17 protein-coding genes are annotated in these 23,627 nt (G+C 61.9%); 4 read left to right on the top strand and 13 right to left on the bottom strand.

The genetic code is table 11. The annotated features are described in order from the left end of the window. From recJ to D3F01_RS09330, 7 genes are all read right to left on the bottom strand, one after another. Positions 1-2,142, bottom strand: a complete 2,142-nt coding sequence (gene recJ, locus D3F01_RS09360; RefSeq protein WP_242888140.1) for a single-stranded-DNA-specific exonuclease RecJ — start codon at positions 2,140-2,142, stop codon at positions 1-3. Beyond that, positions 2,139-3,488 (bottom strand): 5-bromo-4-chloroindolyl phosphate hydrolysis family protein, encoded by a 1,350-nt coding sequence (locus D3F01_RS09355; protein ID WP_242888137.1) that lies wholly within the window; start codon positions 3,486-3,488, stop codon positions 2,139-2,141. Before D3F01_RS09355 ends, recJ begins: the two co-directional genes overlap by 4 nt. 9 nt (positions 3,489-3,497) lie before the next feature. Beyond that, a complete protein-coding gene (locus D3F01_RS09350; protein ID WP_242888134.1) occupies positions 3,498-5,093 on the bottom strand; it encodes an FAD-dependent protein in 1,596 nt (531 codons plus the stop codon). 175 nt (positions 5,094-5,268) lie between these two features. Then, a complete protein-coding gene (locus D3F01_RS09345; RefSeq protein WP_098922857.1) occupies positions 5,269-6,567 on the bottom strand; it encodes a CdaR family protein in 1,299 nt (432 codons plus the stop codon). Beyond that, on the bottom strand, positions 6,564-7,466 hold the full coding sequence (cdaA, locus tag D3F01_RS09340; protein WP_005933418.1) for a diadenylate cyclase CdaA: 903 nt from the start codon (positions 7,464-7,466) through the stop codon (positions 6,564-6,566). Before cdaA ends, D3F01_RS09345 begins: the two co-directional genes overlap by 4 nt. Before the next feature lie 16 nt (positions 7,467-7,482). Next, a complete protein-coding gene (gene ispF / locus D3F01_RS09335) occupies positions 7,483-8,649 on the bottom strand; it encodes a 2-C-methyl-D-erythritol 2,4-cyclodiphosphate synthase (protein ID WP_242888321.1) in 1,167 nt (388 codons plus the stop codon). Between the two features lie 169 nt (positions 8,650-8,818). After that, the gene (locus D3F01_RS09330) at positions 8,819-10,501 is read right to left on the bottom strand and encodes a phospho-sugar mutase (protein ID WP_242888131.1); all 1,683 of its coding nucleotides are present in this window, start codon (positions 10,499-10,501) and stop codon (positions 8,819-8,821) included. 324 nt (positions 10,502-10,825) lie between these two features. On the opposite strand from D3F01_RS09330, the gene D3F01_RS09325 reads away from it, so the two are divergent. The 3 genes from D3F01_RS09325 to D3F01_RS09315 all read left to right on the top strand — a co-directional run bounded on the left by D3F01_RS09325 (position 10,826) and on the right by D3F01_RS09315 (position 14,345). Next, a complete protein-coding gene (locus D3F01_RS09325) occupies positions 10,826-12,367 on the top strand; it encodes a YifB family Mg chelatase-like AAA ATPase (RefSeq protein WP_005933402.1) in 1,542 nt (513 codons plus the stop codon). A 192-nt stretch (positions 12,368-12,559) separates the two neighbouring features. Further along, complete coding sequence (locus D3F01_RS09320) at positions 12,560-13,012, top strand: MarR family winged helix-turn-helix transcriptional regulator (RefSeq protein ID WP_097771007.1); 453 nt, start codon at positions 12,560-12,562, stop codon at positions 13,010-13,012. Further along, positions 13,002-14,345 (top strand): MATE family efflux transporter, encoded by a 1,344-nt coding sequence (locus D3F01_RS09315; protein ID WP_242888129.1) that lies wholly within the window; start codon positions 13,002-13,004, stop codon positions 14,343-14,345. Before D3F01_RS09320 ends, D3F01_RS09315 begins: the two co-directional genes overlap by 11 nt. A 72-nt stretch (positions 14,346-14,417) precedes the next feature. On the opposite strand, the gene D3F01_RS09310 is transcribed toward D3F01_RS09315, so the two are convergent. The 6 genes from D3F01_RS09310 to D3F01_RS09285 all read right to left on the bottom strand — a co-directional run bounded on the left by D3F01_RS09310 (position 14,418) and on the right by D3F01_RS09285 (position 22,512). Beyond that, positions 14,418-15,350, bottom strand: a complete 933-nt coding sequence (locus D3F01_RS09310) for a carbohydrate kinase family protein (protein WP_156065523.1) — start codon at positions 15,348-15,350, stop codon at positions 14,418-14,420. Positions 15,351-15,438: 88 nt separating this feature from the next. Next, positions 15,439-17,484 carry a ComEC/Rec2 family competence protein gene (locus D3F01_RS09305; RefSeq protein ID WP_242888127.1) on the bottom strand — a complete coding sequence of 682 codons (2,046 nt, stop codon included), beginning with the start codon at positions 17,482-17,484 and terminating at the stop codon, positions 15,439-15,441. Between the two features lie 68 nt (positions 17,485-17,552). Then, complete coding sequence (locus D3F01_RS09300) at positions 17,553-18,092, bottom strand: phosphoribosyltransferase family protein (RefSeq protein WP_117505307.1); 540 nt, start codon at positions 18,090-18,092, stop codon at positions 17,553-17,555. 45 nt (positions 18,093-18,137) lie between these two features. Beyond that, the gene (locus tag D3F01_RS09295; RefSeq protein ID WP_117476993.1) at positions 18,138-18,470 is read right to left on the bottom strand and encodes a histidine triad nucleotide-binding protein; all 333 of its coding nucleotides are present in this window, start codon (positions 18,468-18,470) and stop codon (positions 18,138-18,140) included. A gap of 199 nt (positions 18,471-18,669) precedes the next feature. Then, positions 18,670-21,330 (bottom strand): alanine--tRNA ligase, encoded by a 2,661-nt coding sequence (gene alaS, locus D3F01_RS09290; protein ID WP_242888125.1) that lies wholly within the window; start codon positions 21,328-21,330, stop codon positions 18,670-18,672. A 468-nt stretch (positions 21,331-21,798) separates the two neighbouring features. Then, entirely contained in the window at positions 21,799-22,512 is a 714-nt protein-coding gene (locus tag D3F01_RS09285; RefSeq protein ID WP_117533582.1) for a hypothetical protein, read from the bottom strand. 95 nt (positions 22,513-22,607) lie between these two features. Between D3F01_RS09285 and D3F01_RS09280 the strand changes: the two genes are divergently transcribed. Further along, positions 22,608-23,558, top strand: a complete 951-nt coding sequence (locus tag D3F01_RS09280) for an RluA family pseudouridine synthase (RefSeq protein WP_156061979.1) — start codon at positions 22,608-22,610, stop codon at positions 23,556-23,558. The last annotated feature ends 69 nt before the right edge of the window (positions 23,559-23,627 follow it).

Genomic DNA, 23,627 nt, shown 5'->3' with positions numbered 1-23,627 from the left:
TCATTCCTCCAGACATTTCAGGATGGGGGCATCGGCCAGGTTCTTCTTGCCTGCCGTGGGAACCAGCTCCCAGAACTTTGCCCCGCCGCGCTCCACGGCGGCGATCAGGCCCACCTGTTCCAGGGCCGTCAGGGCCACCAGCGTTTTGCCGGTGTGCTCCTCCCCCAGCTTTGCAAACAGGGGCTGCATATCCTCGGCGTGCCAGCGCCGGGCCTGCAGTTCCCGGTAAACGGTAATGATATCACTGCGCTCCGGTGCGATCAGGGCGCGCTGCTGTACAGTCAGCGGGCTGCCGCGGCGCAAAGCCTGCACCAGCGCGGTCTGCTGGGCGGCGGCGTTGCCAAAGCCCGCCGGGTGCAGTTCCAGAATGCGGCCCGAAAGCTGTGCGCCCCGGGCAGCCTCGTAAACCGAGAGGCTCAGGGCCGCGTCCACCACATCGCCGGTGGCATAGGGCAGCTGCTCCGGGTGCATCCCGAACCAGACCGCATAAATGCAGGCATTGCCCTGCCGCAGGCGCAGGCGGCAGTGCCGCCCCTCCGAGACAGGGTAGACTCCCTCCACCACGGCCTTTTCCAGCAGGAACACCGGGGCGGGGTTCTCGGCACCGTAGGGAGCCAGCTGATCCAGCCGCCGGACGGATTCCACGGTGATGCGGTCGAGATGGATGGACAGGTCGCATTCCAGCGGCGGGGTCACCAGCACCGGGCACTCCCGGGCGGCCCACTCGTTCAGGCGGCGGCGCAGCTCCGGCAGGTTCTCCTCCCGCACCGAAAGGCCCGCCGCCATGGCGTGGCCGCCGAAGCGGAGGAGAAGATCCTCGCAGGAGGCAATGCAGGCGTGCAGGTTGAAGCCCTGCACACTGCGGCCGCTGCCCTTGCCCTCGCCGTGCTCATCAATGGACACCACGATGACAGGGCGGCCGGTCTTTTCCACCAGCCGGGATGCCACGATGCCAATGACACCGGGGTGCCAGTCCCGGCCCCAGATCAGGATGACCCGGTCCTCCAGAATGGCGGGTTCGGCCTCCAGCTGGGCCTGCGCGGCCTTGGCGATCTCGCCCTCAGTCTCCTGCCGGGCGGCGTTGATCTCGTTCAGTTTATGTGCCAGCTCGGCAGCGCGTTCCTCATCCTCACACAGCACCAGCTGCAGGGCGGTCACAGCGCTGTCCATCCGGCCCGCCGCATTGATGCGGGGGGCAATGGCATAGCTGACATTCTCGGCGGTCACGGGCTTGCCGCCCAGACCCACCTCATCCAGCAGGGCCAGAAGGCCGGGCCGGTCAGAGTGCTGCAGCAGGTGCAGGCCCGCTTTGACCAGGGTGCGGTTCTCGCCGGTCAGGGGCATCACGTCCGCCACGGTGCCCACGGCGGCAAGGTCGCCGCAGTAATCCAGCATCTCCTCAGGCGGGCAGCCGTCCAGCGCGGCACAGAGCTTGAACGCCACGCCTGCGCCGCACAGGCCCTTGAAGGGGCTGGTATCATCGGCGCGGCGGGGGTCCACCACAGCAACGGCCTTAGGCAGGGTATCATGGGGCAGATGGTGATCGGTAACGATCAGGTCCACCCCCAGTGAAGCCGCAAACTCGGCCTCCTCCAGCGCGGAGATCCCGTTGTCCACCGTCACGATGAGCTGGTAGCCCTTATCGTGGATGGACTGGATGGCATTTTTGGAAAGGCCGTAGCCATCGCCTTCACGGCTGGGCAGCATACACTTGACGTTGGCTCCCATCCCCTTGAGGTGCTGGTAGAGCAGGGCGGTGGCGGTCACGCCGTCCACATCGTAGTCGCCAAAGACAACAATGGTCTCTTCCCGGTCGATGGCATCGAGGATGCGGGCACAGGCCTTGTCCATGTCGGTCAGGAGCATGGGGTCGGTCAGCTCCTCCTCGCCCGACAGCAGGGTCAGGGCCTCGGCAGGGTCGGTGATGCCGCGCGCGGCCAGAATGCCCGCCAGCAGGCCCGCCTCTTTCTGCTGGGCGGCCAGCGTCATCTGATATTTTTCCTCGCTCCACGGCTCCCCATCCATCGTTTCCATGGCGCGGCTTTCCAGCTCCTCAGTGCTCTGCTGGGCAATGGCCGCGGTCAGCTCTTTCAGGGCGGAGCGGTCCAGCGGCTTCAGGTTCCAGGCCCGGTAGGTCGTCATAACAGTCCCTCCCCGGTCAGGCCGTCATTGGCCAGCATTCCCTGCAGCGCGGCGATCTCGCTGGAAACATCCATGGCAACGTCAGAAAGCAGGTTATCATACAGGTTGCTGTAAGCCTGATTCAGGGTGTGCAGGATGCCCGCGATGTCCCGGCGGATGGTCTCTGCATTTTCGCCCTGCTGGCCCTGCACATCGTTGTAGGTGTGCAGCAGCTTGAGGGTGGTGGGGATATAATATTCCGCAAAGCGGCGGGCCTTGGGCAGGCTTTCCGGGTGCGCTTCCAGCCACTCGCAGATGGCGGTGGTGGTCTTTTGCATCGTTTCCAGCTCTTCCCGGCCCTGCGCGTCCTGCATGAGGTGCTGTTCCTGTTCCAGCACCTGCGCAAAACGGCGGATGGTCTCAAGGTTCAGGGGCGTTTCGGCGGTTTCCCCCTGCTCGGGCTGTGCGGGGGCAGGCTGAGGCTCCGGGCGTTCCTGCGCGGCGCGGTAATCCTCCGCCGTCAGGTACACAGTCTCCGTTTTCTCATCCAGCCAAGCATTCAGCCAGCCTTTGCGGATGCTTTTTTTCAGCCGCTTGAGCGTTTTTTTCTTTTTCTGGTGGGTCAGGTCGGCCAGCATCTCCACCGGCAGGCCCTTGCCGCCGTCCATGCTGTCGGCAAGGTCGGCCAGCTGGCCCATCTGCCTGCCCGCTTCCCTCTGGGAAACGCCGCAGGCCGCCATCCAGCCAAAGCCCGCCGTGGCAAGGCCCAGCACGCTGCTGACGATGCCAAGCACGTTGTAGGCGGTGTTCATAACGTAGTCCGTGCCCGTCATCAGGATGCCGCCGCCCTCAGTAGCCGACACCACAACGTCGCCCAAAGCAGCCGGCGAAATAATGCCCAGCCCGATGAGGCAGCCCACTGTGCCCAGCCCGAAAAGCACCGCAAAGGTGATGCCCACGGCCAGCAGAGCTACGCCCGAGCTGTAACGCTCCTTGGCGCATTTCCGCAGCTTTTCCACCGTGGTCAGCTCCGGGCGCGAGGCAAAGAAATTTCTGGCCCACTGGGGCATCCCGGCGTACTGCTCTGCCGTGCCGCCGTTGGCATGGGCCTGCCGCTGGCTCTGGTAGTAGCTGTCCCGGGCCTGCCGCATGGCCTTGCCCGCCTCCGAAATGCCGTAATTGGCCGCATGGACTGCCGCCTTGCCCACATCCCAGGCTCGGTCGCCGATGTCCATGCCTTTTCCCTCAAAGCCGTGGGCAAAGGCATCGGACATGGTGTCGCCAAAGGCGCGCAGCTGCTCTTCCAGCTCCTGCTGCACCTGTTTTCCCTCGTTTTCTTGTGTTGTATCGTTTTCACGATGATTCATCGATATTTCTCACCCTTCTGCCGGTGCATACCGGCCGATGATCGCACGGGCGACCCGCAGGCCGTCCACGGCGGCGCTCATAATGCCGCCCGCATATCCGGCCCCCTCGCCGCAGGGGTACAACCCTGCCAGCTGGGCCGATTCCAAGGTCTCCTCCCGTTTCAGCCGCACGGGGCTGCTGGTGCGGGTCTCCAGGCCGGTGAGGATGGCTTCCGGCGCGGTGTAGCCCGCGATCTTGCGCTCGTAGGCGCGCAGGCCCGCCCGCAGGGTATCGGCCAGCTCCCCGGGCAGCAAAGCTCCCAGATCCGCAGCCACAACGCCCCGGTCATAGGTCGGCTCCACCCGGCCGATGTTCAGCCGGCCTTTGCCCTCCAGAAAGCTCTGCACATTCTCAGCCGGGGCCGCATACGCCCCGCCCCGGCGGCCTGCGGCATAGGCTTTTGCTTCCAGCTCCCGCTGGAAAGCAATGGCCCTGCGCGGGTCGCCCGCAAAATCTTCAGCTCCCACGCTGACCACCACCGCCGCGTTGGCGTTTTTGCCGTCCCGGGCGTGGTAGCTCATACCGTTGGTGACCACATGATCCTCTTCACTGGCGGAAGCCACCACCTGACCGCCCGGGCACATGCAGAAGGTGTATACGCACCGGTCTCCCACATGCTGGGACAGCTGATACTCACCGCGCGGCAGAGCCGGGTGCCCGGCGGCCTCGTGGTACAGGCTCTTTTCGATCTCGCTCTGCAGGTGCTCCGCCCGGAAACCCACGCTGAAGGGCTTGCACTCCAGCACAAGGCCGCTGTCCATCAGCATCCCGAAGGTGTCCCGGGCCGAGTGACCCACGGCAAACACCAGTGCCTCACAGGGGAAGGTCCCGCCGGTGGTAAAGATGCCGGTCAGCCGGCCGTTCTTCTGCTCAAAACCGGTGAGAGCCGTGTTGAAGTGCACCTCGCCGCCCAGGGTCTCGATCTCCCTGCGGATGGAGGTGATAACGCCCCGGAGCAAGTCGGTGCCCACATGGGGCTTCTGCTTCCAGGCGATCTCCGCCGGGGCACCGTGCTGCAGAAACACCTCGGTGACAAAGCCGCAGAGTTCATCCCCGATGCGGGTGGTCAGCTTGCCGTCCGAAAATGTGCCTGCGCCGCCCTCGCCAAACTGGATGTTGGCGTTGGGGGCCAGCTCGCCGGTGGCAGAGAAGTGTTCCACCGCCTTCACGCGCTCGTCCAGCGCGGGGCCGCGCTCCAGCACGATGGGCTTATAGCCCTGCCGGGCCAGCAGCAGCGCCGCAAACAGGCCCGCCGGGCCCAGCCCGCAGACCACAGGCCGGTGGGGCAGGCGCTGGGTGCCGTTCTGAACGCTGAGGTCCGTTTTGCCGCGGATAGCAACGCAGGGCGAGGCCCCTGCATACGCAGATTCCTCACCCTCGTCCTTGAGCGTTACCGCTATGGTATACACCAGCTTTGGCTGCCCGTGGCGGGCATCCACCGACAGCCTGGCCACGCCCAGATGGGCCGCCTTGCTGCGGGGGATGCGCGCCAGATGCAGCGCTTTCTCGAATGCCTGCGGCTCCCCGGCAGAGAGCGGCAGGCGGATATCTCTTACTAGTATCATTTATCAGGTTTCGCTTTCTATTTTCAGCCTCCTCACCCTCTCCGTCATTGCTAACGCAATGCCACCTCCCCCAAAGTGGGAGGCCTTGGCAGTATTTGCAAACTTCATCTTTATGCCAAGGGCTCTCCCTTCGGGAGAGCTGGCGAGCGAAGCGAGACTGAGAGGGTGAGCCAGCTCAGTTACTTTCTATCTTGCACTGGATAACATAGCTCCCCAGCGCAAAGATCTTACCATTGGAGGGCACATACAGGCGGCAGGCAATGTTCTGCTGCCCTGCGGCCACATAGAAATCATCCGCATCGATCTCAATGACCACCTGCTCGGGCACCAGCGTATCCAGCAGACCCGCCGGGCCGCAGAGGGTCACATTCATCAGCCGCTCGGTCTGCACGGTCAGGGTATAGGTGGAGGGTAGATTGACCACCTGCACGCAGCTGGCGGGCAGGTTCATGGTCTTGGTCTCGAGCTTGGAGCTGTCGAAACTGACCGTGATGCTGGAAATGTTGTCCAGCAGGCGGATGTTGCCCGGCAGCTCGATGGGCAGCTCATACACCTTGTTCGGCGCAAAGGTGGAAAGATCGATGGTGCCAACAGACAGGGTGGAGAGCTTTTCGATCTGGCTCTCAGGCCCGGCGACATTCAGGGTCTGCTTGCTCAGGGAGTAGACCAGCACCGAGGGATCAAAATTTCGGGGCGCGTTGATAAAGCTGACCGACACGGGCAGAGTGGCCATCTTGTAGACCTCCAGCGTGACCTCCACACTGGACTCCTCCAGATTCGTGTATTCAAACTTGACCTCACTGCCGCTCTTGGTATAAAAGCGCAGGGCGGTGTCCAGCGTGACAGAATCGGTGAGCTCCCCCTTGTGGGTCACCTCGGCGGTACAGGTCTCCACCTTATCGATCTCAGTGCTGGGGCCGGAGAGGGTCACCGTCTCCTTGGAGAGCTCGGTGTCATAGAGGATATAGCCGTCCGCAATGGTCAGGTAGTTGGTGGTCACGGTGATGGGCACCGTTTTCTCCTCCACCACATCAAACACCACGTCCACGCTGTTGTCGCCGCCCTCAATGGAAACGGACACGCCATTGAGCAGGGTGTTCACGCCCCGCACCTGTAGGTGCAGGGTCTTTTCGCCGCTGTCCCGCACGCCGGACCAGTCCGGGTAGACCACGAAATCAGAGGAAGTCAGGCTGCCGATGGTGTAGCCATCACCCGAGAGCTTCAGGCTGACATACTTTTCCGGCGCGCTGACGATGCTCAGGCCCCGGGAGGTGTATGCGGCGGAATCATAGGTAAAATCCACCGGCACGTTGTTGATGGTGCGGGTGGTGCCGGGCTGGACGACGATGGTGACCACCATCCATGCCACAATGGCACCCACGATGGCCAGCAGCAGCCGAATGCGGCGGTCGTCCAGAATGCTCTTGGTGTGCTGGATGGCAGGCTTTGTGCCGTTGGTACGATTGCTGCTCACTGCTGCTCATCCTCCTCTTTCTGGTTCATCCAGTTCAGCAGGCTCTTGACCTTGCCGCGCCAGCCGTCGGCAGCTGCCTTTTCGCTGGCGGTCTCCTTGGGGATCATCTCATCCACCAGCCGGGTGTACAGGGTCTGGCGGTCAAAGTGGCGGATCAGCACACCGTTCTTTGCCATGGAGATGATGCCGGTCTCCTCACTGACCACAACGGCAATGGCATCCGAATTCTCCGCAATGCCCAGGCAGGCGCGGTGGCGGGTGCCCATATCTTTGCCCAGATCCAGGTTGTTGGACAGGGGCAGCACACAGCCCGCCGCCTTGATGCGGCCATTCTCAATGATGGCGGCACCGTCGTGCAGGGGGGTGCCCTCGTAGAAGATGGTGCCCAGCACCTCCAGATTGACGGCACTGTTCACAGGCGTGCCGGTGCGCACGATCTCAGAGAGGTTGGTGTTGCGCTCCAGCACGATCAGGGCACCGGTCTTGGTCTCGGAAAAGCGCTCGGCGGCATCGCAGATGGCAATGATGGCGCTGCGCCAGGCCCCCTTGAAGCTGGGGTCATTATAGCGGCCCTTGATGTTGAAGAGCTTGCCCGCCCACTGGTCGGTCTGGCCCATCCGCTCCAGTGCGCGGCGGATCTCCGGCTGGAACAGGACCACCAGCGTCAGCAGGCCGACCTGCAGCAGCGAGTTCAGCAGCCAGGTGACGGTGCGCATATTCAGCACGTTGGCCACCAGATAGACCGCCAGCACCAACAGCGCGCCCTTGGCCAGCTGCCCGGCGCGGGTGCGGTTGATGATGCCCAGCAGCTGGTAGATCAGGAAAGCAATGATGACGATATCCAGCAGATCGGCCAGCTTGAAGGTCTGGAAATTGGCGATGATCGAATTCAGAGTCATCAGAGTGTCTCTCCCGTTACAGCTTCTCGATCAGGGCGACAGCATGGGCGGCAATGCCCAGGCCCTCGCCGGTAAAGCCCAGATGCTCCTCGGTGGTGGCCTTGACGCTCACAGCATCCACCGGCATCCCGAAGGCGGCGGCCAGATTCTCCCGCATGGCGGGGATGTAGGGGGCCAGCTTGGGCTTCTGGCAGAGCAGGGTGGAATCGATGTTCACGATCTTCCAGCCGTGCTCCCGCATGATGCGGGCCACATGCTGCGCCAGCTTCAGGCTGTCGGCACCGGCGTAGGCGGGGTCGGTATCCGGGAAGTGCTTGCCGATGTCGCCCAGTGCGGCGGCACCCAGCACAGCGTCCATCACGGCGTGGGCCAGCACATCGGCATCCGAGTGGCCCAGCAGGCCCTTTTCAAAAGACACCTCCACGCCGCCCAGGATCAGCTTGCGGTCCTCGACCAGACGGTGAACATCATAACCATGACCAATGCGCATATCATTTCCTTCTTTCTGTTCGGCGCGGGGCAGATCTTCCCGCGTTGTGATCTTCAGGTTGGCGTAATCCCCCTGGGTCAGCTGCACCGGGCGGCCGGTCAGTTCAAACAGGCTGCAGTCATCGGTGACCAGGCGGGCTTTTTCCGCATCCAGCTCGTCCAGCGCGGCAAGATACGCCGCGCGGTCGAAGCACTGGGGGGTCTGCACCGCATACAGGGTGCTGCGGTCAGGGGTATCAGTGACCATGCAATGCTCCGGCACAGTTTTGCCGTCGCCCCGCACAGCCCGCTTGACGGTATCCTTTACCGGCACGGCGGGGGCGGCAGCACCGCAGGCAGCGGCTGCTTCCAGCGCCGCCGTGATGACAGCCTGACTGACAAAAGGACGGGCGGCATCATGGACAGCCACCAGCTCTCCGTGGGCGGCCAGCACGCCGTTCTTCGCGCTCTCGGCGCGGGTCGCGCCGCCCTGCACCACCTGCACCGGCTTTGCGCAGGCCGCGGCCTGCTGTTCCAGAAATGCCCGGTTCCTCCCGGCCACCAGAACGATCTCGCTGACCAGCGGACACTCCGCAAAGGCGCGGATGCTCCGCTGCACCACGGTCTCTCCGCCCAGATCAAAGCTGAGCTTGTCAAACCCCATGCGGGTGGAGGACCCTGCCGCCACCAGAACGGCTGATACTTTCTTTTCCAATTTCTGCACCTGCCCTGCTCTTATTCTCCCGGGAAATACCACCCGGGGCACAGATAGAATAAACCATATTTTATTATACCGTATCGCCCGGCAAACTGCAACCGATTTTATACAGCAAAAATGCCCCTCTGCGGCAGGGCAGAGGGGCAAAAACGCTTCTTGGGGGAGATTATTTCAGGATGGGCTCAATGGCGGCAGCCAGAGCGTCCTTCTGTGCCTGGGCTTCCTCCAGGGTCTTGCCCAGGGTGGTGAAGTAGGTCTTGATCTTGGGCTCGGTGCCGGAGGGGCGCACCACAACGGTCGCGCCATTTTCCAGCGTGTAGATCAGGACATTGGCGGCGGGCAGGCCGGTCTCCTCGGGCTTCTTGTAGTCCATGACCTTGACGACCTTGTGGCCGCCGATCTCGGTCAGGGGCTCGTCACGCAGCTTCTGCATGATGGAAGCCATCTTCTCCATGCCGGTCAGGCCGGGGAACTCAAAGCTGTCCACCTTGTTCAGGTAGCGGCCGTACTGTGCGTAGATCTCTTCCAGACGCTGCTTGATGGAGGAGCCGATGCTGCGGTAGTAAGCGGCCATCTCGCAGATCAGCATGGCGCCGATAACGGCATCCTTATCGCGGACATAGGGGCCTGCCAGGTAGCCGTAGCTCTCCTCAAAGCCGAAGATGAAGCGGTCCACTTCACCGGCAGCTTCCAGATTGGCGATCTGATCGCCGATCCACTTGAAGCCGGTCAGAACGTTGCGCATCTCCACGCCGTAGTGCTTTGCCACAGCGTCGGCCAGCGGGGTGGAAACGATGGACTTGACCGCCACGGGGTTTGCGGGCATGGTGCCCTTTTCAATGCGTCCGGCACAGATGTAATCCAGCAGCAGAACGCCCATTTCGTTGCCGGAGACCAGCTCATAGCTGCCGTCCGGGCACTTCATGGCAATGCCCACGCGGTCTGCATCGGGGTCGGTGGCCAGCATCAGGTCAGCACCGGTCTTGGTGGCCAGCTCCAAGCCCAGCTTCAGGGCCTCAAAGATCTCGGGGTTGGGGTAGGAGCAGGTGGTAAAGTAGCCGTTGGGGTACTCCTGCTCGGGCACGATGGTGATATCGGTGATGCCCATATCGTTCAGCACATGGGTCACGGGCACCAGACCGGAACCGTTCAGGGGGCTGTACACCAGCTTCAGGCCGGCAGTCCGGCACAGGCCGGGGCGCACCTGACGGGCCTCGATGGCATCGTACAGGGCCTTCTTGCAGTCATCGCCCACAAAGCGGATCAGGCCCTGCTCCACGCCAGCGGCAAAGGAGATGTACTTTGCGCCGGTCAGAACATCGGTCTTCTGGATCTCATCATAGACGATGGCAGCGGCATCATCGGTCATCTGGCAGCCATCCGGGCCGTAGGCCTTGTAGCCGTTGTACTTGGCGGGGTTGTGGGAAGCGGTGACCATGATACCGGCGTTGCACTCGTAGTAGCGGGTGGCAAAGCTCAGGGCAGGCACAGGCATCAGGGCATCATAGATGCGCACCTTGATGCCGTTGGCGGCCAGAACACCGGCGGCAGTCTTGGCAAAGACATCGCTCTTCAGGCGGCTGTCGTAGCTGATGGCGACAGTCTGGCTGCCGCCCTGGGTCTTGACCCAGTTTGCCAGGCCCTGGGTGGCCTGACGGACGACATAGATGTTCATGCGGTTGGTACCGGCACCCAGCACACCGCGCAGACCAGCGGTGCCAAATTTCAGGGCCACGGCAAAGCGGTCCTTGATCTCCTCATCATTGCCCTCGATCCTGCTCAGCTCCGGTTTCAGATCCGCGTCCTCCAGATCCGCAGCCAGCCAGCGCTTATACTCATCCAGATACATATTGCACACCTTACCTTTAATTCGTATTTCGCACAGGGATAGTTTTTCCAAACCTACTTATACTATAAACCTTTCCCCGGCACTGTGTCAATTCCATATTATGTAAGAATTTTTGCTCCGCAAATCATACAAATACTACAAAGATCTCAGCCTTTTCCATCATTCGGGGCTTTCGTGCTGTCCGCAGAGCCTGCGGCAGTGGACGCGCATTGACAAGCCCCCTGCCCGACACTATAATTGGGACAATAGAATATTCTGCCGAGGCCGGACATTTTCCCGGTCATTTTCCCGTCGGGCCGCAGACGCGGCGTGAGGAGGCCCCCCATGTATTCCGTTCTGAAAAGCTATGGTCTGAACGGCCTGAACGGCTTTGCCGTGGCCGTGGAAGCCGATGTCTCCGGCGGCCTGCCCGCCTTTTCGCTGGTGGGCCTGCCGGATTCCGCCGTGCGGGAAAGCGGCGACCGTGTCCGCTCTGCCGTGAAGAATCTGGGCTACAAATGGCCCGACCGCCACATCACGGTCAACCTTGCCCCGGCGGACATCCGCAAGAGCGGCCCGGTGTATGACCTGCCCCTGCTGCTGGCGGTGCTGGCATCCTCCGGCCAGATGGAGGAGCCGCCCGCCGACGCGGCCTTTCTGGGGGAACTGGCACTGGACGGCAGCCTGCGCCCGGTTTCGGGCGTTCTGCCCATGGCGCTGGCGGCGGCAGCAGACGGCATCCGCAGCCTGTATGTGCCCGCCGAAAACGCCGCCGAAGCCGCCGAAGCGGGCGGCGACGCGATGCAGGTCTATCCCGCCCGCACAGCCCGGGAGGTCGTGGATGCGCTGCGGGGCCTTGTGCCCCTCTCCCCCGCCGCGCCCATCCCTTTTGATCCCGCTTCCGGCTGGAATGCCGCCCCGGATTTTGCGGACGTGATGGGCCAGCCGCTGGCCCGCCGGGCCATGGTGCTGGCAGCAGCCGGTGGGCACAACGTGCTGCTCATCGGCGCGCCCGGCACCGGCAAATCCATGCTGGCCAAGCGCCTGCCCGGCATCCTGCCGCCCCTGACCCGGGAGGAAGCCGTGGAGACCACCAAGATCTATTCCATTGCGGGCCAGCTGCCCAAGGGACGGGGCCTGATCTCTGCCCGGCCCTTCCGCAGCCCACACCACTCGGCCAGCGCGGCGGCACTGGCGGGCGGCGGCACCACCTTCCGGCCCGGCGAGTGCAGCCTTGCCGACTGCGGCGTGCTGTTTCTGGACGAGCTGCCGGAGTTTTCCCGGGACAGTCTGGAAGTTCTGCGCCAGCCGCTGGAGGACGGCCAGATCACCGTGAGCCGCGCGGCAGGCAGCGCCACCTACCCCAGCCGGTTCCAGCTGGTGGCCGCCATGAACCCCTGCAAGTGCGGCTACTACGGCCACCCCACCCGTCCCTGCACCTGTTCCCCCAGTGCGGTGCGGCAGTACCGCAGCCGGGTATCCGGCCCCCTGCTGGACCGCATCGACCTCTGTGTGGAGATGGACCCCGTTGCCTTTGACGAGCTTCACACCAGCACCCCCGCCGAGAGCAGTGCAGACCTGCGCAAGCAGGTGCTTGCCGCCCGGGCCGTGCAGGCCAAGCGCTATGCCGCCCCCGGATATGAGGGCGTGCGCTGCAATGCCCAGCTCACAGCCGGGCAGGTGCGGCGTGTCTGCCGGATGACCCCCGCCGCCGAGCGGCTCCTCCGCGCCTCCTACGACACACTGGGCCTTTCCGCCCGCGCCCATGACCGCATCCTCCGGGTGGCCCGCACCGTGGCTGACCTGGCAGGCAAACAGCTGCTGGATGAAGAGGCCCTGCTGGAAGCCTTGCAATACCGCGCCCAGGAAAAGGTGGAGACGTTCTGACCCGTCATTTTACCGCAGCGTCAACGTTTTTCATCCTCACATTTCACGATCCGATCTCTGTTTCAAAGAGTGCACTGTCCGCTTTCTGCGGGCGGTGCATTTTTGTTTGCAAAAAATGCTTGACAAATCCCGGCAGTTCTGTATAATTATCTGCGGTAATTATCTTTGGTCACTATTTGAGGAGAAACCACTATGAACATCGCACTGATCAAACGGATGATGGATGCCTGCTATCAGGCCAAGCGGGTGCGGGATCTGCTGCCTGCCCTGCCGGACGGGGTCCTGCCCTCCTTCATCCAATATCTGGATGCGATCCAGACGCTGGAACAGCAGGGCATACAGGTCAAGGTCTCTGACCTGAGCGATGCGCTCAGCCTGCCCCGCCCCGGCGTGACCCGGACCGTAAAGGACATGGAAGCTCGTGGTCTTTTGACCAAGCATACCTCCCCTGAGGACGGCCGGGTGACCTACCTGACCATCACAGAGGCCGGGCGGGCGCTTTCCCGCAAATACGATGCGGAATATTTCAGCTCTCTTGTTCCGGCGCTGGAGGTCATCCCGGAAGAGGATGCGGAGACCATGATCCGCACCATCGAGATTTTTTATCAGATCATGGTCGAAAGGAGAGATTCCCTTGAAAAATGATAAGACCGATTTCACGCAGGGCAGCATCCTGAAAAAGCTGGCTCTGTTCATGCTGCCCATTCTGGGCGCACTGGTGCTGCAGGCCGCATACGGCGCGGTAGACCTGCTGGTGGTGGGCCGCTTCGGCTCCACCTCGGGCCTGTCTGCCGTTTCCACCGGCAGCCAGGTGCTCAACCTTGTCACCTTTGTGGTCACCCAGCTGGCCATGGGTGTCACAGTGCTGATCGCGCGGTATCTCGGCGAAAAGAAGCACGAATTCATCAGCCCGGTCATCGGCGGCGCGGCGGTGGTGTTCACCCTTCTGGCCGCTGTGCTGTTCGGGGCGCTGGTGTTTCTGGCACGGCCCATTTCCAGCCTGATGCAGGCCCCGGCCGAGGCCCTTGACCTGACCACCAGCTATGTGCGCATCTGCGGTGCAGGCATCTTCTTCATCGTGGCCTACAATATGCTCTCGGCCCTCTTCCGCGGCCTGGGCGACAGCCGATCTCCCCTGATCTTTGTGCTGGTGGCCTGCGTGGTCAACATCATCGGCGACCTGGTCCTGGTGGCCGGGTTCCATCTGGATGCTGTCGGTGCCGCCATTGCCACCGTGGCCGCACAGGCTGTCAGCGTGGTCTGCGCTGTTATCATGCTGCTGAAAAAAGATCTGCCCTTTTCCATCAAAAAGGCGGACTTCAGGCTGAACTTCCAGTGCAAAAAGTTTCTGGCCATCGGCCTGCCGCTGGCGCTGCAGGAGTTTTTGACCCAGCTCTCTTTTCTGGCCCTTTGTGCCTTTGTCAACCGCCTGGGTCTGGAGGCTTCCTCCGGCTACGGCGTGGCCTGCAAGATCGTCAATTTCGCCATGCTGATCCCCAGCGCCCTGATGCAGTCCATGGCTTCCTTCATCTCCCAGAACATCGGCGCGGGCAAGCATCAGCGCGCCCGGCAGACCCTGCGCACCGGCATCGGCATCGGTCTGTTCTTTGGCCTGTTCGTCTTTGCGCTGGTCTTGTGCAAGGGCGACCTGCTCTGCAGCTTCTTCACCACGGATGCACCTGTGATCGCCAACGGCTATGCCTACCTCAAGGGCTTTGCGCTGGAGACCATCCTCACCGCGATCCTGTTCAGTATGATCGGCTATTTCAACGGCAGCGGCAAGACCGTTTTCGTCATGGCGCAGGGCCTGTTCCAGACCCTGCTCGTCCGCCTGCCCATGGCCTACATTATGAGCATCCAGCCCAACGCCAGCCTGACCATGATCGGCCTGGCCGCCCCCACCTCCACAGCGGTGGGTGTGCTGCTGAATGTCTGCTTCTTCCTGTACCTGAACCGGAAGGAGAAAAAGCAGGGCTGAAGATCATCCATTTTCCTGACACCACAAAAGGGACGGCGTGTGCTCCACGCCGTCCCTTTTTTACTTGTTCTCTCAATCCACCACCGGGATATCCAGCCCGAACTCAAGGGGGCGGAAGCGGGGGCAGACATTTTCCGTGATGCAGATGACCGAGGCGGCCAGGCGGCTGCCGATCTCGCAGGATTCCGCCAGAGTCTTGCCGTAGGTCAGGCCGATGACGGTTCCGGCAAAGAAGGCATCCCCCGCACCGGTGGTGTCGATGACATCCACCTTCTTGGCGGGCACGATGCCGCACTCGCCGTTGGCGCGGGCAAACACAGCGCCCTTGCCGCCCATGGTCACCACCATGCAGGGGATGTTGGCGCTGTGCACATTGCCCGCCAGCACCCTGCACATCTCCTCCGGCTCGAGATGGTCGTAATCGTCCGAGAAGAGCAGCCCGGCCTCCTGCTGGTTGCAGACAAAGCAATCGATCTGCTGCAAAAAGTCCCGGCGCTCCATGGCGATGCTCATGTTGGAAACGACCGCATACACCTTTTTGCCGTACTTTTTGGCGTATTTCAAGGTCTGCTTGACCGTCTCCTTTTCAAGGTCCAGCTCCAGCGCGATGCTGTCGCAGTCGGCAAAGATCTCATCCCCCTGCTCAGCCAGCAGGTCGATGAGCGGTGTGGTATCCGGCCGCTTGGAGATGGCGGCAGTTACATCACCCCTGTTGTCAAAGATGGCCAGCCAGGTGCCCATGCCGTCCGGTACCTTTTTGATGAACCGGGTGTTGACCTTGTGGTTCTCCAGCTTGTCAATGACATCCTGCCCCATGCCGCTGTCATCGACAAGGCCCACGAAGGTGGGCCGGAGCTCCACGTTGGCGATATCCTCTGCCACGTTGCGGCTCACGCCGCCGTGGACCTGCTCCATTCTGCCCGCGTTGCGCCCGCCGGGGATATAGGTGGAAAGCGGATATCCCTTGATGTCCACAAACACTGCGCCGATGACTACGATGCCCATAAATTTCTTGATTCCTTTCCGGATTTTACTTTGGTATCTCCTATTATATAACAGCTCCTGACAAAAAGCCATTTTTTTCTCTCAAAGCCTACTCTGCCCTTGAAAAACTGTGGCAGAGCTGCCCCGAAGAAAGAGCCTCCGGCATCCACCGATAATCGCTGCTCAGGCTCAGGATCGCATCATACTTCACGCAGTCCGGCCGGGCAGGCGAGGCCAGCAGATAATCCGCCTGCACAGGGGCCGCAAGCGCAGCACTGCCGCTCAGGGTAACAAAGGTCTGCCCGGCGGCGTGGATGCGGGCCACACAGCCGTTCCGGGTGCGGAGCACCTCCACCTCTGCCGGGCCGCAGCGGACACGGCGTGTGGCATAGAGCGCCATCCGGTCAACGGCAATGCGCTGTTCCGCCCCCATCCGCTGGGCGCTCCGGGGCCTGAGCCGCAGGTCGATCAAGCACTCCACGGTCCGGATATTCCGGCGTTCCAACGTTGTCTCCACAGCGCTCCGGGTCACATCACCGCCGCGGAAGAGGATGACAGCACTCCCGTTCCGGCTGATGACCACCGCCGGGGCATTCCGGCTGCCCACCAGCTCCACCCGGACGACATCCCGGTTCAGGGCATTGCCGGTGAAAACGGCAAGCCCCGCCGTCAGCAGAAGGGCAGGCAGGGCCACCCGCAGGCGCACCCTGTTATGGAACGCCAGCCAGCAGAGCCCGGCCAGTAGCAGGCAGACCACGGCGGCATAGGCGGTGTCGAACCAGATCTGTGCCCCGGGCCAGCCGGACACCCAGAGCGCCCAGCGGTCCAGCACCTCTGCCAGAAATTCCGCGCAGCACGAGCACACCCGCTGGGCCGGAGCCAATGCAGGCACCAGCCCCAGCAGAGCCGCCCCCAGACCGGTGAGCAGGATGGGTTCCACCAGCCAGAGCACCGCCGCGCCGGACACCAGCGCGTACAGGCTGGTGCTCATCCCCCGCAGCACCAGCACCGGGAAGGTGGCCATGGAGGCGCAGGCCGAGATGCAGACCATTTCCCACAGACTTCTCGCAAGCCCAAGCGCTTTCCGCTTCCAGAACCGGAGGCGGGGGCGCTTTTTCTTTGCCCGCTGTTTTTCCCAGGCTTCCTGACTGCGGCGCACCACGGCCCCACCGGCCAGGGTGCCCACCACCGCCGCAAAGGAGAGCTGAAAGCCCACGTCACAGACGGCGTAACTGTTGCCCGCCGTCATCAGAACACCGGCCACACCCAGCGAGGTCAGGGCATCCGGCGGGCCGTAGACCCAGACCCCCAGCGCACTGAGCCAGACGGCCCCCGCCGCGCGCAGAACAGAGGGCGTGAAACCCGTCACGCCCACCAGCAGCAATGCCAGCACCGCACTGAACAGCGCCCTGACCCGGCGGCCGGTATAGCCGCGCAGTCGCTTTTTGCGGTTGGGCAGCAGCCTGCCCAGCACATCGCCGCACAGGATCGAAACATGCATTCCGCTGACCACCAGCACATGGGAAAGCCCCGCGCCCCGGTAGGCCGTGCGCAGTTCCTTGGAGAGATGGGTGCGGTCGCCCGTGACCATGGCGGCCAGCACGCCCGCCGGGCCGGAGGCCATCCCCTGCCGCAGGGCGGCGCTCAGCCGCTTCTGGAGCCGGGCCGTCCGGGCGCGGAAGGAGGTGCTCTGCCCCAGCAGCGCAAAGCCTTTCTCATAAGCAGCGTTCAGGGCAATGCCATCGGCCAGGGCATTCAGGCGGGCGGTGTCATCGGGTGTTTCCAGCGCAAAGCGGCCCTTGACCCGGTCGCCAGGGCTGCAGGCGGGCAGGCTGGCACACTCCACCCGGAGGGAGGCTACCTCCCGGTCCACCGTTTCCACCTGCAGGACTGCCCGCACTCTGCCGGGGAAATAGGAAGGGGCGGTGCTCTCCACTTCCGCCTCCAGCAGGACGCTGCGGCCATCGTAGGCGGTCTGGATCGCATCCCATTTTGCCTGCGTGGAACCGGTCAGCACAAGGCCCAGCACTGCCCCCAGGATCAGGCAGATGCCATAGCCCCAGGCCGGACTTTTGCGCAAACGGCCCGCCAGCGCCCACAGCAGACCGGCAATAAAAAATGCCGCAAACGGCACAAAACGTCCCGTTTGCGGCAAAAAGGCGCACACCAACTCCAGCCCCAGCGTTCCTGCGCAGAAAACACAGAGCGGGCGGCGCATCTTACTTAGTGGAAGAACAGGGGCAGCGGCTCAAGGAAGATGATATCCTTGCGCTCGGCTGCATCGCCCTCGGCCAGAACAGCGGCCTGGCCCACGATGGTGCACTGGGTCTGCTCTGCCAGTGCGTCCAGCGCCTTCAGGGAGCCGCCGGTGGAGATGACATCATCCACCACAAGCACACGCTTGCCGCTCATCTTGTCCAGCTCCTTGCGGTCGATGACCAGCTTCTGCTTGCCTGCGGTGGTGATGGACTGATCCTCCACCACGACAGGGTCGGCCATATAGAGCTTTTCGCCCTTGCGTGCGCAGATGTAGGGCTTGCCACTCTGGCGGCTCATCTCGTGTGCCAGAGGGATGCCCTTGGCCTCAGCGGTCAGCAGGATATCAAACTCGGGGCACTTTTTCAGCAGCTCGGTGGCAGCAGCCACGGTCAGCTCTGCATCGCCCAGCATGATGAAGGCCGCAATGTCCATGTGGTCGTTCACCTTGCAGATGGTCAGTTCACGGGTCAGGCCCGCAACATTCAGGGTATAGGTCTTTGCCATAACAATTCCCTTCCTTTTGTTCGATCCGTTATTTTTACGCGCGGCTCAGACAGGCAGCTTCTCGCCGCCCAGCACATGGAAATGCAGGTGCTTCACGGTCTGGCCGGCATCCTCGCCGACATTGGAGATCACGCGGTAGCCGTTGTCCAGGCCGACTTCCTTGGCCAGCTTGGCGATCACGGCAAAGATATGGCCCAGCAGGGCACCGTCCTCCTCCGTCAGGGCAGCGGCACTCTGGATGTGCTTTTTGGGCACAACAAGAAAGTGCACCTTGGCCTGCGGGTTGATATCGTAAAACGCCACGACCTGATCGTCCTCATACAGCTTTTTAGAGGGGATCTTGCCCTCGGCGATCATGCAAAACAGACAATCTTCCATGGGAATTGCTCCTTTCGATTTCTTTTCTCGCCCTCTCAGTCGAGCTTTGCTCGACAGCTCTCCCAAAGGGAGAGCCTATGCATCTGACAGGACAACAACTGCAAACTTGCAGAACCATTGCCTAAGGCCGCTCTTGCCTCTCCCTTTGGGAGAGGTGGCAGCGCTTCTGCGCTGCCGGAGAGGGTGAGCCCGCTTCCAATCAGCCCAGCTGCTTCTCAACGATGCCCTTGACAGCGGCCAGAGCCTCGTCGATCTTGGTCTCGTCCTTCAGGCCGGCCATTGCAAAGTCGGGCTTGCCGCCGCCCTTGCCGCCTGCGATGGCGCTGATCTCCTTGACCAGCACGCCAGCCTTGAGGCCCTTTTCCTGTGCCAGCTTGTTCACGGTGACGGCCATAGTGACCTTATCCTCAGCCTTGCCCACCAGAACAGCGACCACAGGGTTGACAGCCTTGTCGCGGATGCTGTCGCACATGCCGCGCAGGGTTTCGCCGGTGGTGCCGGTGAAGTAGGCAGAAGCGATCTTCACGCCGCTCACTTCCTCGGCATTGTCAAACAGACTGTTGACCTTGGAAGCGGCGATCTTTGCCTTGACCTCTTCCAGCTCCTTGCTCATGGCCTTGTTCTCAGCCATCACAGCCTCGGCACGGGCAGCCAGGGTTGCAACATTGTTGGCCTTCAGGCTGCCTGCCACGGTGTGCAGCAGCTTTTCCTGATCGTTGGCACGCTTGAGCAGATTCTTGCCGGTGACAGCCTCGATGCGGCGGATACCGGCGGCAACAGAGGATTCGCTCACGATCTTGAAGCAGCCGATCTGGGCGGTGTTCTTGACGTGGGTGCCGCCGCAGAACTCGGTGGACCAGCCCTCGATGTTCACAACGCGGACGACCTTGCCGTACTTCTCGCCGAACAGGGCCATTGCGCCCAGCTTCTTGGCCTCCTCAATGGGCATCTCCTTGACTTCAACGTTCATTGCATCGAAGATGCGGTCATTGACGATCTTCTCCACACGGGCCAGCTCCTCAGGCGTAACGGCGCTGAAGTGGGTGAAGTCGAAGTGAGTGATCTCCGCATCCTGATAGGAGCCTGCCTGATGGACGTGGTCGCCCAGCACCTCACGCAGGGCAGCCTGCAGCAGATGGGTCGCGGTGTGGTTGCGGCAGATGGACATCCGGTATTCCTTGTCCACCTGAGCGTTCAGGTGGTCGCCCACCTTGACAATGCCGCTCTCCAGCACGCAGGTGTGGACGTAGTAGCCCTTGGGGGTCTTTTTCACGTCCAGCACACGCAGGCTGCACTCGGGGCCGGTCAGCAGGCCGTTGTCCGCCACCTGACCGCCCATCTCAGCGTAGAACGGGGTCTTGTCCAGAACCACCAGCACACCGTCCTTTGCCTCCTCATCGGTGGCAATGGCATCGGTCAGGGTCTCCTCGTCGCTCAGGGCAACCACAACGCCGGTGTCGTTCAGGGTCTCATAGCCGGTAAAGACAGTGGGCTCAACGGTCAGGCCGCCGAACAGGTCCTCGCTCCAGCCGGAGATGTTCTTCTTCAGGCGCTCGGCACGGGCGCGCTCCTTCTGCTTCTTCATCTCAGCATGGAAGCCGTCCTCGTCGATCTCAATGCCCTGCTCGGCAGCGATCTCCTTGGTCAGGTCGAGGGGGAAGCCGAAGGTATCGTTCAGCTTGAACACGTCCAGACCCTTGAGCAGGTGCTGGTGTGCCTTTTCCAGGCCGTCGATCATGTTGTTCAGGATGTTCATACCGGCATCGATGGTGCGGGCAAAGTTTGCCTCCTCGGTGCCGATGACCTTCTTGATATAGGCATCGTGCTCACGCAGCTCGGGGTAAGCGCTCTCGCTGGACTGGATGACCGTCTCCACCAGCTCCACCAGGAAGGGGCGGGAGATGCCCAGCATCCGGCCATGGCGGGCAGCGCGGCGGAGCAGACGGCGCAGAACGTAGCCGCGGCCCTCGTTGGAGGGCAGGATGCCGTCAGACACCATGAAGGTGCAGCTGCGGATGTGGTCGGTGATGACACGGATGGAGATGTCATCCTTGGCGTTCTCACCGTAGGTCTTACCGGCAATGTGCTCCACATGGTGCAGCACGCTCTGAACGGTATCCACCTCAAACAGGTTGCCCACGCCCTGCATCACGCAGGCCAGACGCTCCAGGCCCATGCCGGTATCGATGTTGGGGCGTGCCAGACGCTCGTAGTGGCCCTTGCCGTCGGCATCAAACTGGCTGAACACCAGGTTCCAGATCTCCATATAGCGGTCGCAGTCACAGCCCACGCCGCAGGTCGGCTTGCCGCAGCCGTACTCGGGGCCGCGGTCAAAGTAGATCTCAGAGCAGGGGCCGCAGGGGCCGGAGCCGTGCTCCCAGAAGTTGTCCTCCTTGCCCAGACGCACCATGTGGTCCGGAGCAATGCCCACCTTCTTGGTCCAGATATCGTAGGCCTCGTCGTCCTCTTCGTAGACAGAGATGTGCAGCTTATCCTTGGGGATAGCCATCCACTCGTCGCTGGTCAGGAACTCCCATGCCCAGGGAATGACCTCTTCCTTGAAGTAGTCCTGGAAGGAGAAGTTGCCCAGCATCTCAAAGAAGGTGCCGTGGCGGGCAGTGATGCCCACGCGCTCGATATCCGGAGTACGGATGCACTTCTGGCAGGTGGTCACACGGTGGCGGGGAGGCTCTTCCTGAGCCAGGAACCACTTTTTCATGGGAGCCATGCCGCTGTTGATCAGCAGCAGGCTGGGGTCGTTCTTCGGCACCAGCGGGAAGCTGTCCAGACGCAGGTGGCCCTTGCTCTCAAAGAAGCTCAGGTACTTTTCACGCAGTTCATTCAAACCGGTCCATTGCATAGGTTTTCTCTCCTCAATTGTCCTTGGCGTTTGCACGTCAGTTTTTATGATGTTATGGCAGAGGGGCGGGCAGGCGCAAAAACAAAAACAGCCCCATCCCAAAAGGGACGAGGCTGTGTAAAACTGCTCCGTGGTACCACCCAAATTGCAAAGGATAAAACTGCTTGTCCCCTGCCGCTTTCGGCGCGGTAACGCTGCGCTGCGTCCGACTTGTTTCGCCGGAAGCTCCGGGGCGGCACGAAACGAGACCTGCCGGAGCGCCTTGCAGCTGGGAGCGCTCTCTCTGGGCGGCGGTGTGCATTTCTGACCCCATCATTGCCATCTGTCATAATTCACGTTTTGCCGCAAAGGCGCATATTCGCCCCTTGCGTACACTTAAATTATAGCATGGGCTCTGCGTTTGTCAACTCTTTTCCGGCAAAAACCTTTCCTCATAGACAAGGCAGGCCAGCGGCAGCGCCTGAGAAGTCACGGCACCCAGATGCGGCGCACTTCCTGCACCTTGCCGCCCTGCACCACCAGCGTGGTATTATACACCGTCCAATTGTCCGGGTTCGCATTGATGGCAGCCGCCACGGCCGAAGCGCCGGTGGTCTCCACCGCTTCGGCCTGCGGGTCAGCCGAGCTGTCCTTCAGCACCACGTCTTTTGCCAGCGGCAGCGTCTTTTCGCCCATCTCATAGTAGACAGGGTAGTCGTCAAAGGTCATCGTGCGGTAGGTGTCATCGTCCAGCAGCAGGTCAAGACCGTACTGCTCCTCCATGCCGCCATTGATGGTGACAAGATGGTACTGGTCATTCTTCTCGATGCTCTTCACTGCAACGGTCACAAACTGGTTCCATGCAGCCCCCTCTTCGTGGAGGGTGATTTTGTCGCCAACAGCAAGGTTTTCAACATCTTCTTTTTTATAGAGGTCATAGCTGAAGATCTTTGCGGTCAGGCTGCCATCCTGCACACCGGAGGTGATCTCCGCCGGAATAAAGGTGACCGTATCCTTCCTGTCGAGGTCATCCAGCGTCCACGTCAGCATGTTGATGGGCTCCGTGACCCCTTCCTCAGCCACATGGGAGGAGGCCGGCACTGCACTGGATGCAGGGGTGCTGGCGGGGGCACCGGAGCTGCCGCAGGCCGTCAGTGCGATGCCCGCAGCCAGAACAGCCAGAATCTTATATTTCAGGTTCATAAAAATGCCTTCTTTCTTGACGCGGTAGATTTATTCCGCTACAATAAAAACGATTCAAAGACACATTCTATTTCAAGATAGAGAGGAAAATTTCCGTGAAAATCTTAAAAGTAAAATGTCTGGCCCCCACCCGGCTCGACAACTATCTGATGCAGCAGTTCCCGGCGCTGAACCCGGGCCGCCTGAACAAGGCCCTGCGGGAGAACAAGATCAAGCTGAACGGCAAAAAGCAGCCCCTTTCCACCCGCGTGATGGCAGGCGACGAGATCAAGCTGTTCATCCTGGATGAGGTGCTGGATGCCGACAAGCGGGTGGAAGGCCCGGCGTGGAAGAACGCCCGCGGCCCGGCACAGGTCATCTACGACTGCCCGCAGATCCTGGTGGTGAACAAGCCTGCAGGCCTTGCCGTGGACGGCCCCGAAGACGACACCCTGCTCAACCGTGCTCTGCTCTACCTCAACCAGCAGGGCGAGTACAAGGAGAACGATCTGTACACCCCGGCCCTCTGCCACCGGCTGGACACCGGCACCAGCGGCTTGGTCCTCATCGCCAAGACTCCCGAGGCTGAGCAGCTGTTCCTTGAGGTCATCAAGAACCGCGAGGTCAAAAAGACCTACCTCTGCGTCACCTTTGGCCGCCCCACCCCGCCAGACGGCACCCTGGGCGGCTACCTGCTCAAGGATGCAGACCGGGGCATCGTGAAGATCGTGCCCGACAAGCAGCCCGGTGCCAAGGACGTGGAAACCCAGTATGAGACCGTTGCCGTCTCCGGCCGTCTGGCCCTGCTCAAGGTCCGGCTCATCACCGGCCGCACCCATCAGATCCGCGCCCACATGGCAAGCATCGGCTGCCCCATCCTGGGCGACAGCAAATACGGCAACAACACCGCCAACCGGGAGCTCAAACTGAAATATCAGGCTCTCTGCGCCTGGGAGCTGGTCCTCCCCCGCTTCACCTCCCCCGACTTCGCCGACCTTTCCGGCAAGACCTTCCGCGCACCGAAGCCCTGGTATTACCAGCAGGTGCTGGATGGGACGTTGAAATAATTTTTGATAACGCAAAAGCGGCACCTCTCCGTGTAAACGGAAAGATGCCGCTTTTCTTATGCTAGTTTA

It is taken from the genome of Faecalibacterium sp. BCRC 81149 (assembly GCF_022750605.1).
GTDB lineage: Bacteria > Bacillota > Clostridia > Oscillospirales > Ruminococcaceae > Faecalibacterium > Faecalibacterium duncaniae.
Note: the sequence above shows the minus strand (reverse complement) of the source record. Positions and strands in the feature narration are given on the sequence as shown.

Coding starts and splice junctions, on each gene's coding strand:
- recJ (WP_242888140.1), bottom strand. CDS start 2,142: ATGACGACCTACCGGGCCTGGAACCTGAAGCCGCTGGACCGCTCCGCC.
- D3F01_RS09355 (WP_242888137.1), bottom strand. CDS start 3,488: ATGAATCATCGTGAAAACGATACAACACAAGAAAACGAGGGAAAACAG.
- D3F01_RS09350 (WP_242888134.1), bottom strand. CDS start 5,093: ATGATACTAGTAAGAGATATCCGCCTGCCGCTCTCTGCCGGGGAGCCG.
- cdaA (WP_005933418.1), bottom strand. CDS start 7,466: ATGACTCTGAATTCGATCATCGCCAATTTCCAGACCTTCAAGCTGGCC.
- D3F01_RS09330 (WP_242888131.1), bottom strand. CDS start 10,501: ATGTATCTGGATGAGTATAAGCGCTGGCTGGCTGCGGATCTGGAGGAC.
- D3F01_RS09325 (WP_005933402.1), top strand. CDS start 10,826: ATGTATTCCGTTCTGAAAAGCTATGGTCTGAACGGCCTGAACGGCTTT.
- D3F01_RS09320 (WP_097771007.1), top strand. CDS start 12,560: ATGAACATCGCACTGATCAAACGGATGATGGATGCCTGCTATCAGGCC.
- D3F01_RS09310 (WP_156065523.1), bottom strand. CDS start 15,350: ATGGGCATCGTAGTCATCGGCGCAGTGTTTGTGGACATCAAGGGATAT.
- D3F01_RS09300 (WP_117505307.1), bottom strand. CDS start 18,092: ATGGCAAAGACCTATACCCTGAATGTTGCGGGCCTGACCCGTGAACTG.
- D3F01_RS09295 (WP_117476993.1), bottom strand. CDS start 18,470: ATGGAAGATTGTCTGTTTTGCATGATCGCCGAGGGCAAGATCCCCTCT.
- alaS (WP_242888125.1), bottom strand. CDS start 21,330: ATGCAATGGACCGGTTTGAATGAACTGCGTGAAAAGTACCTGAGCTTC.
- D3F01_RS09285 (WP_117533582.1), bottom strand. CDS start 22,512: ATGAACCTGAAATATAAGATTCTGGCTGTTCTGGCTGCGGGCATCGCA.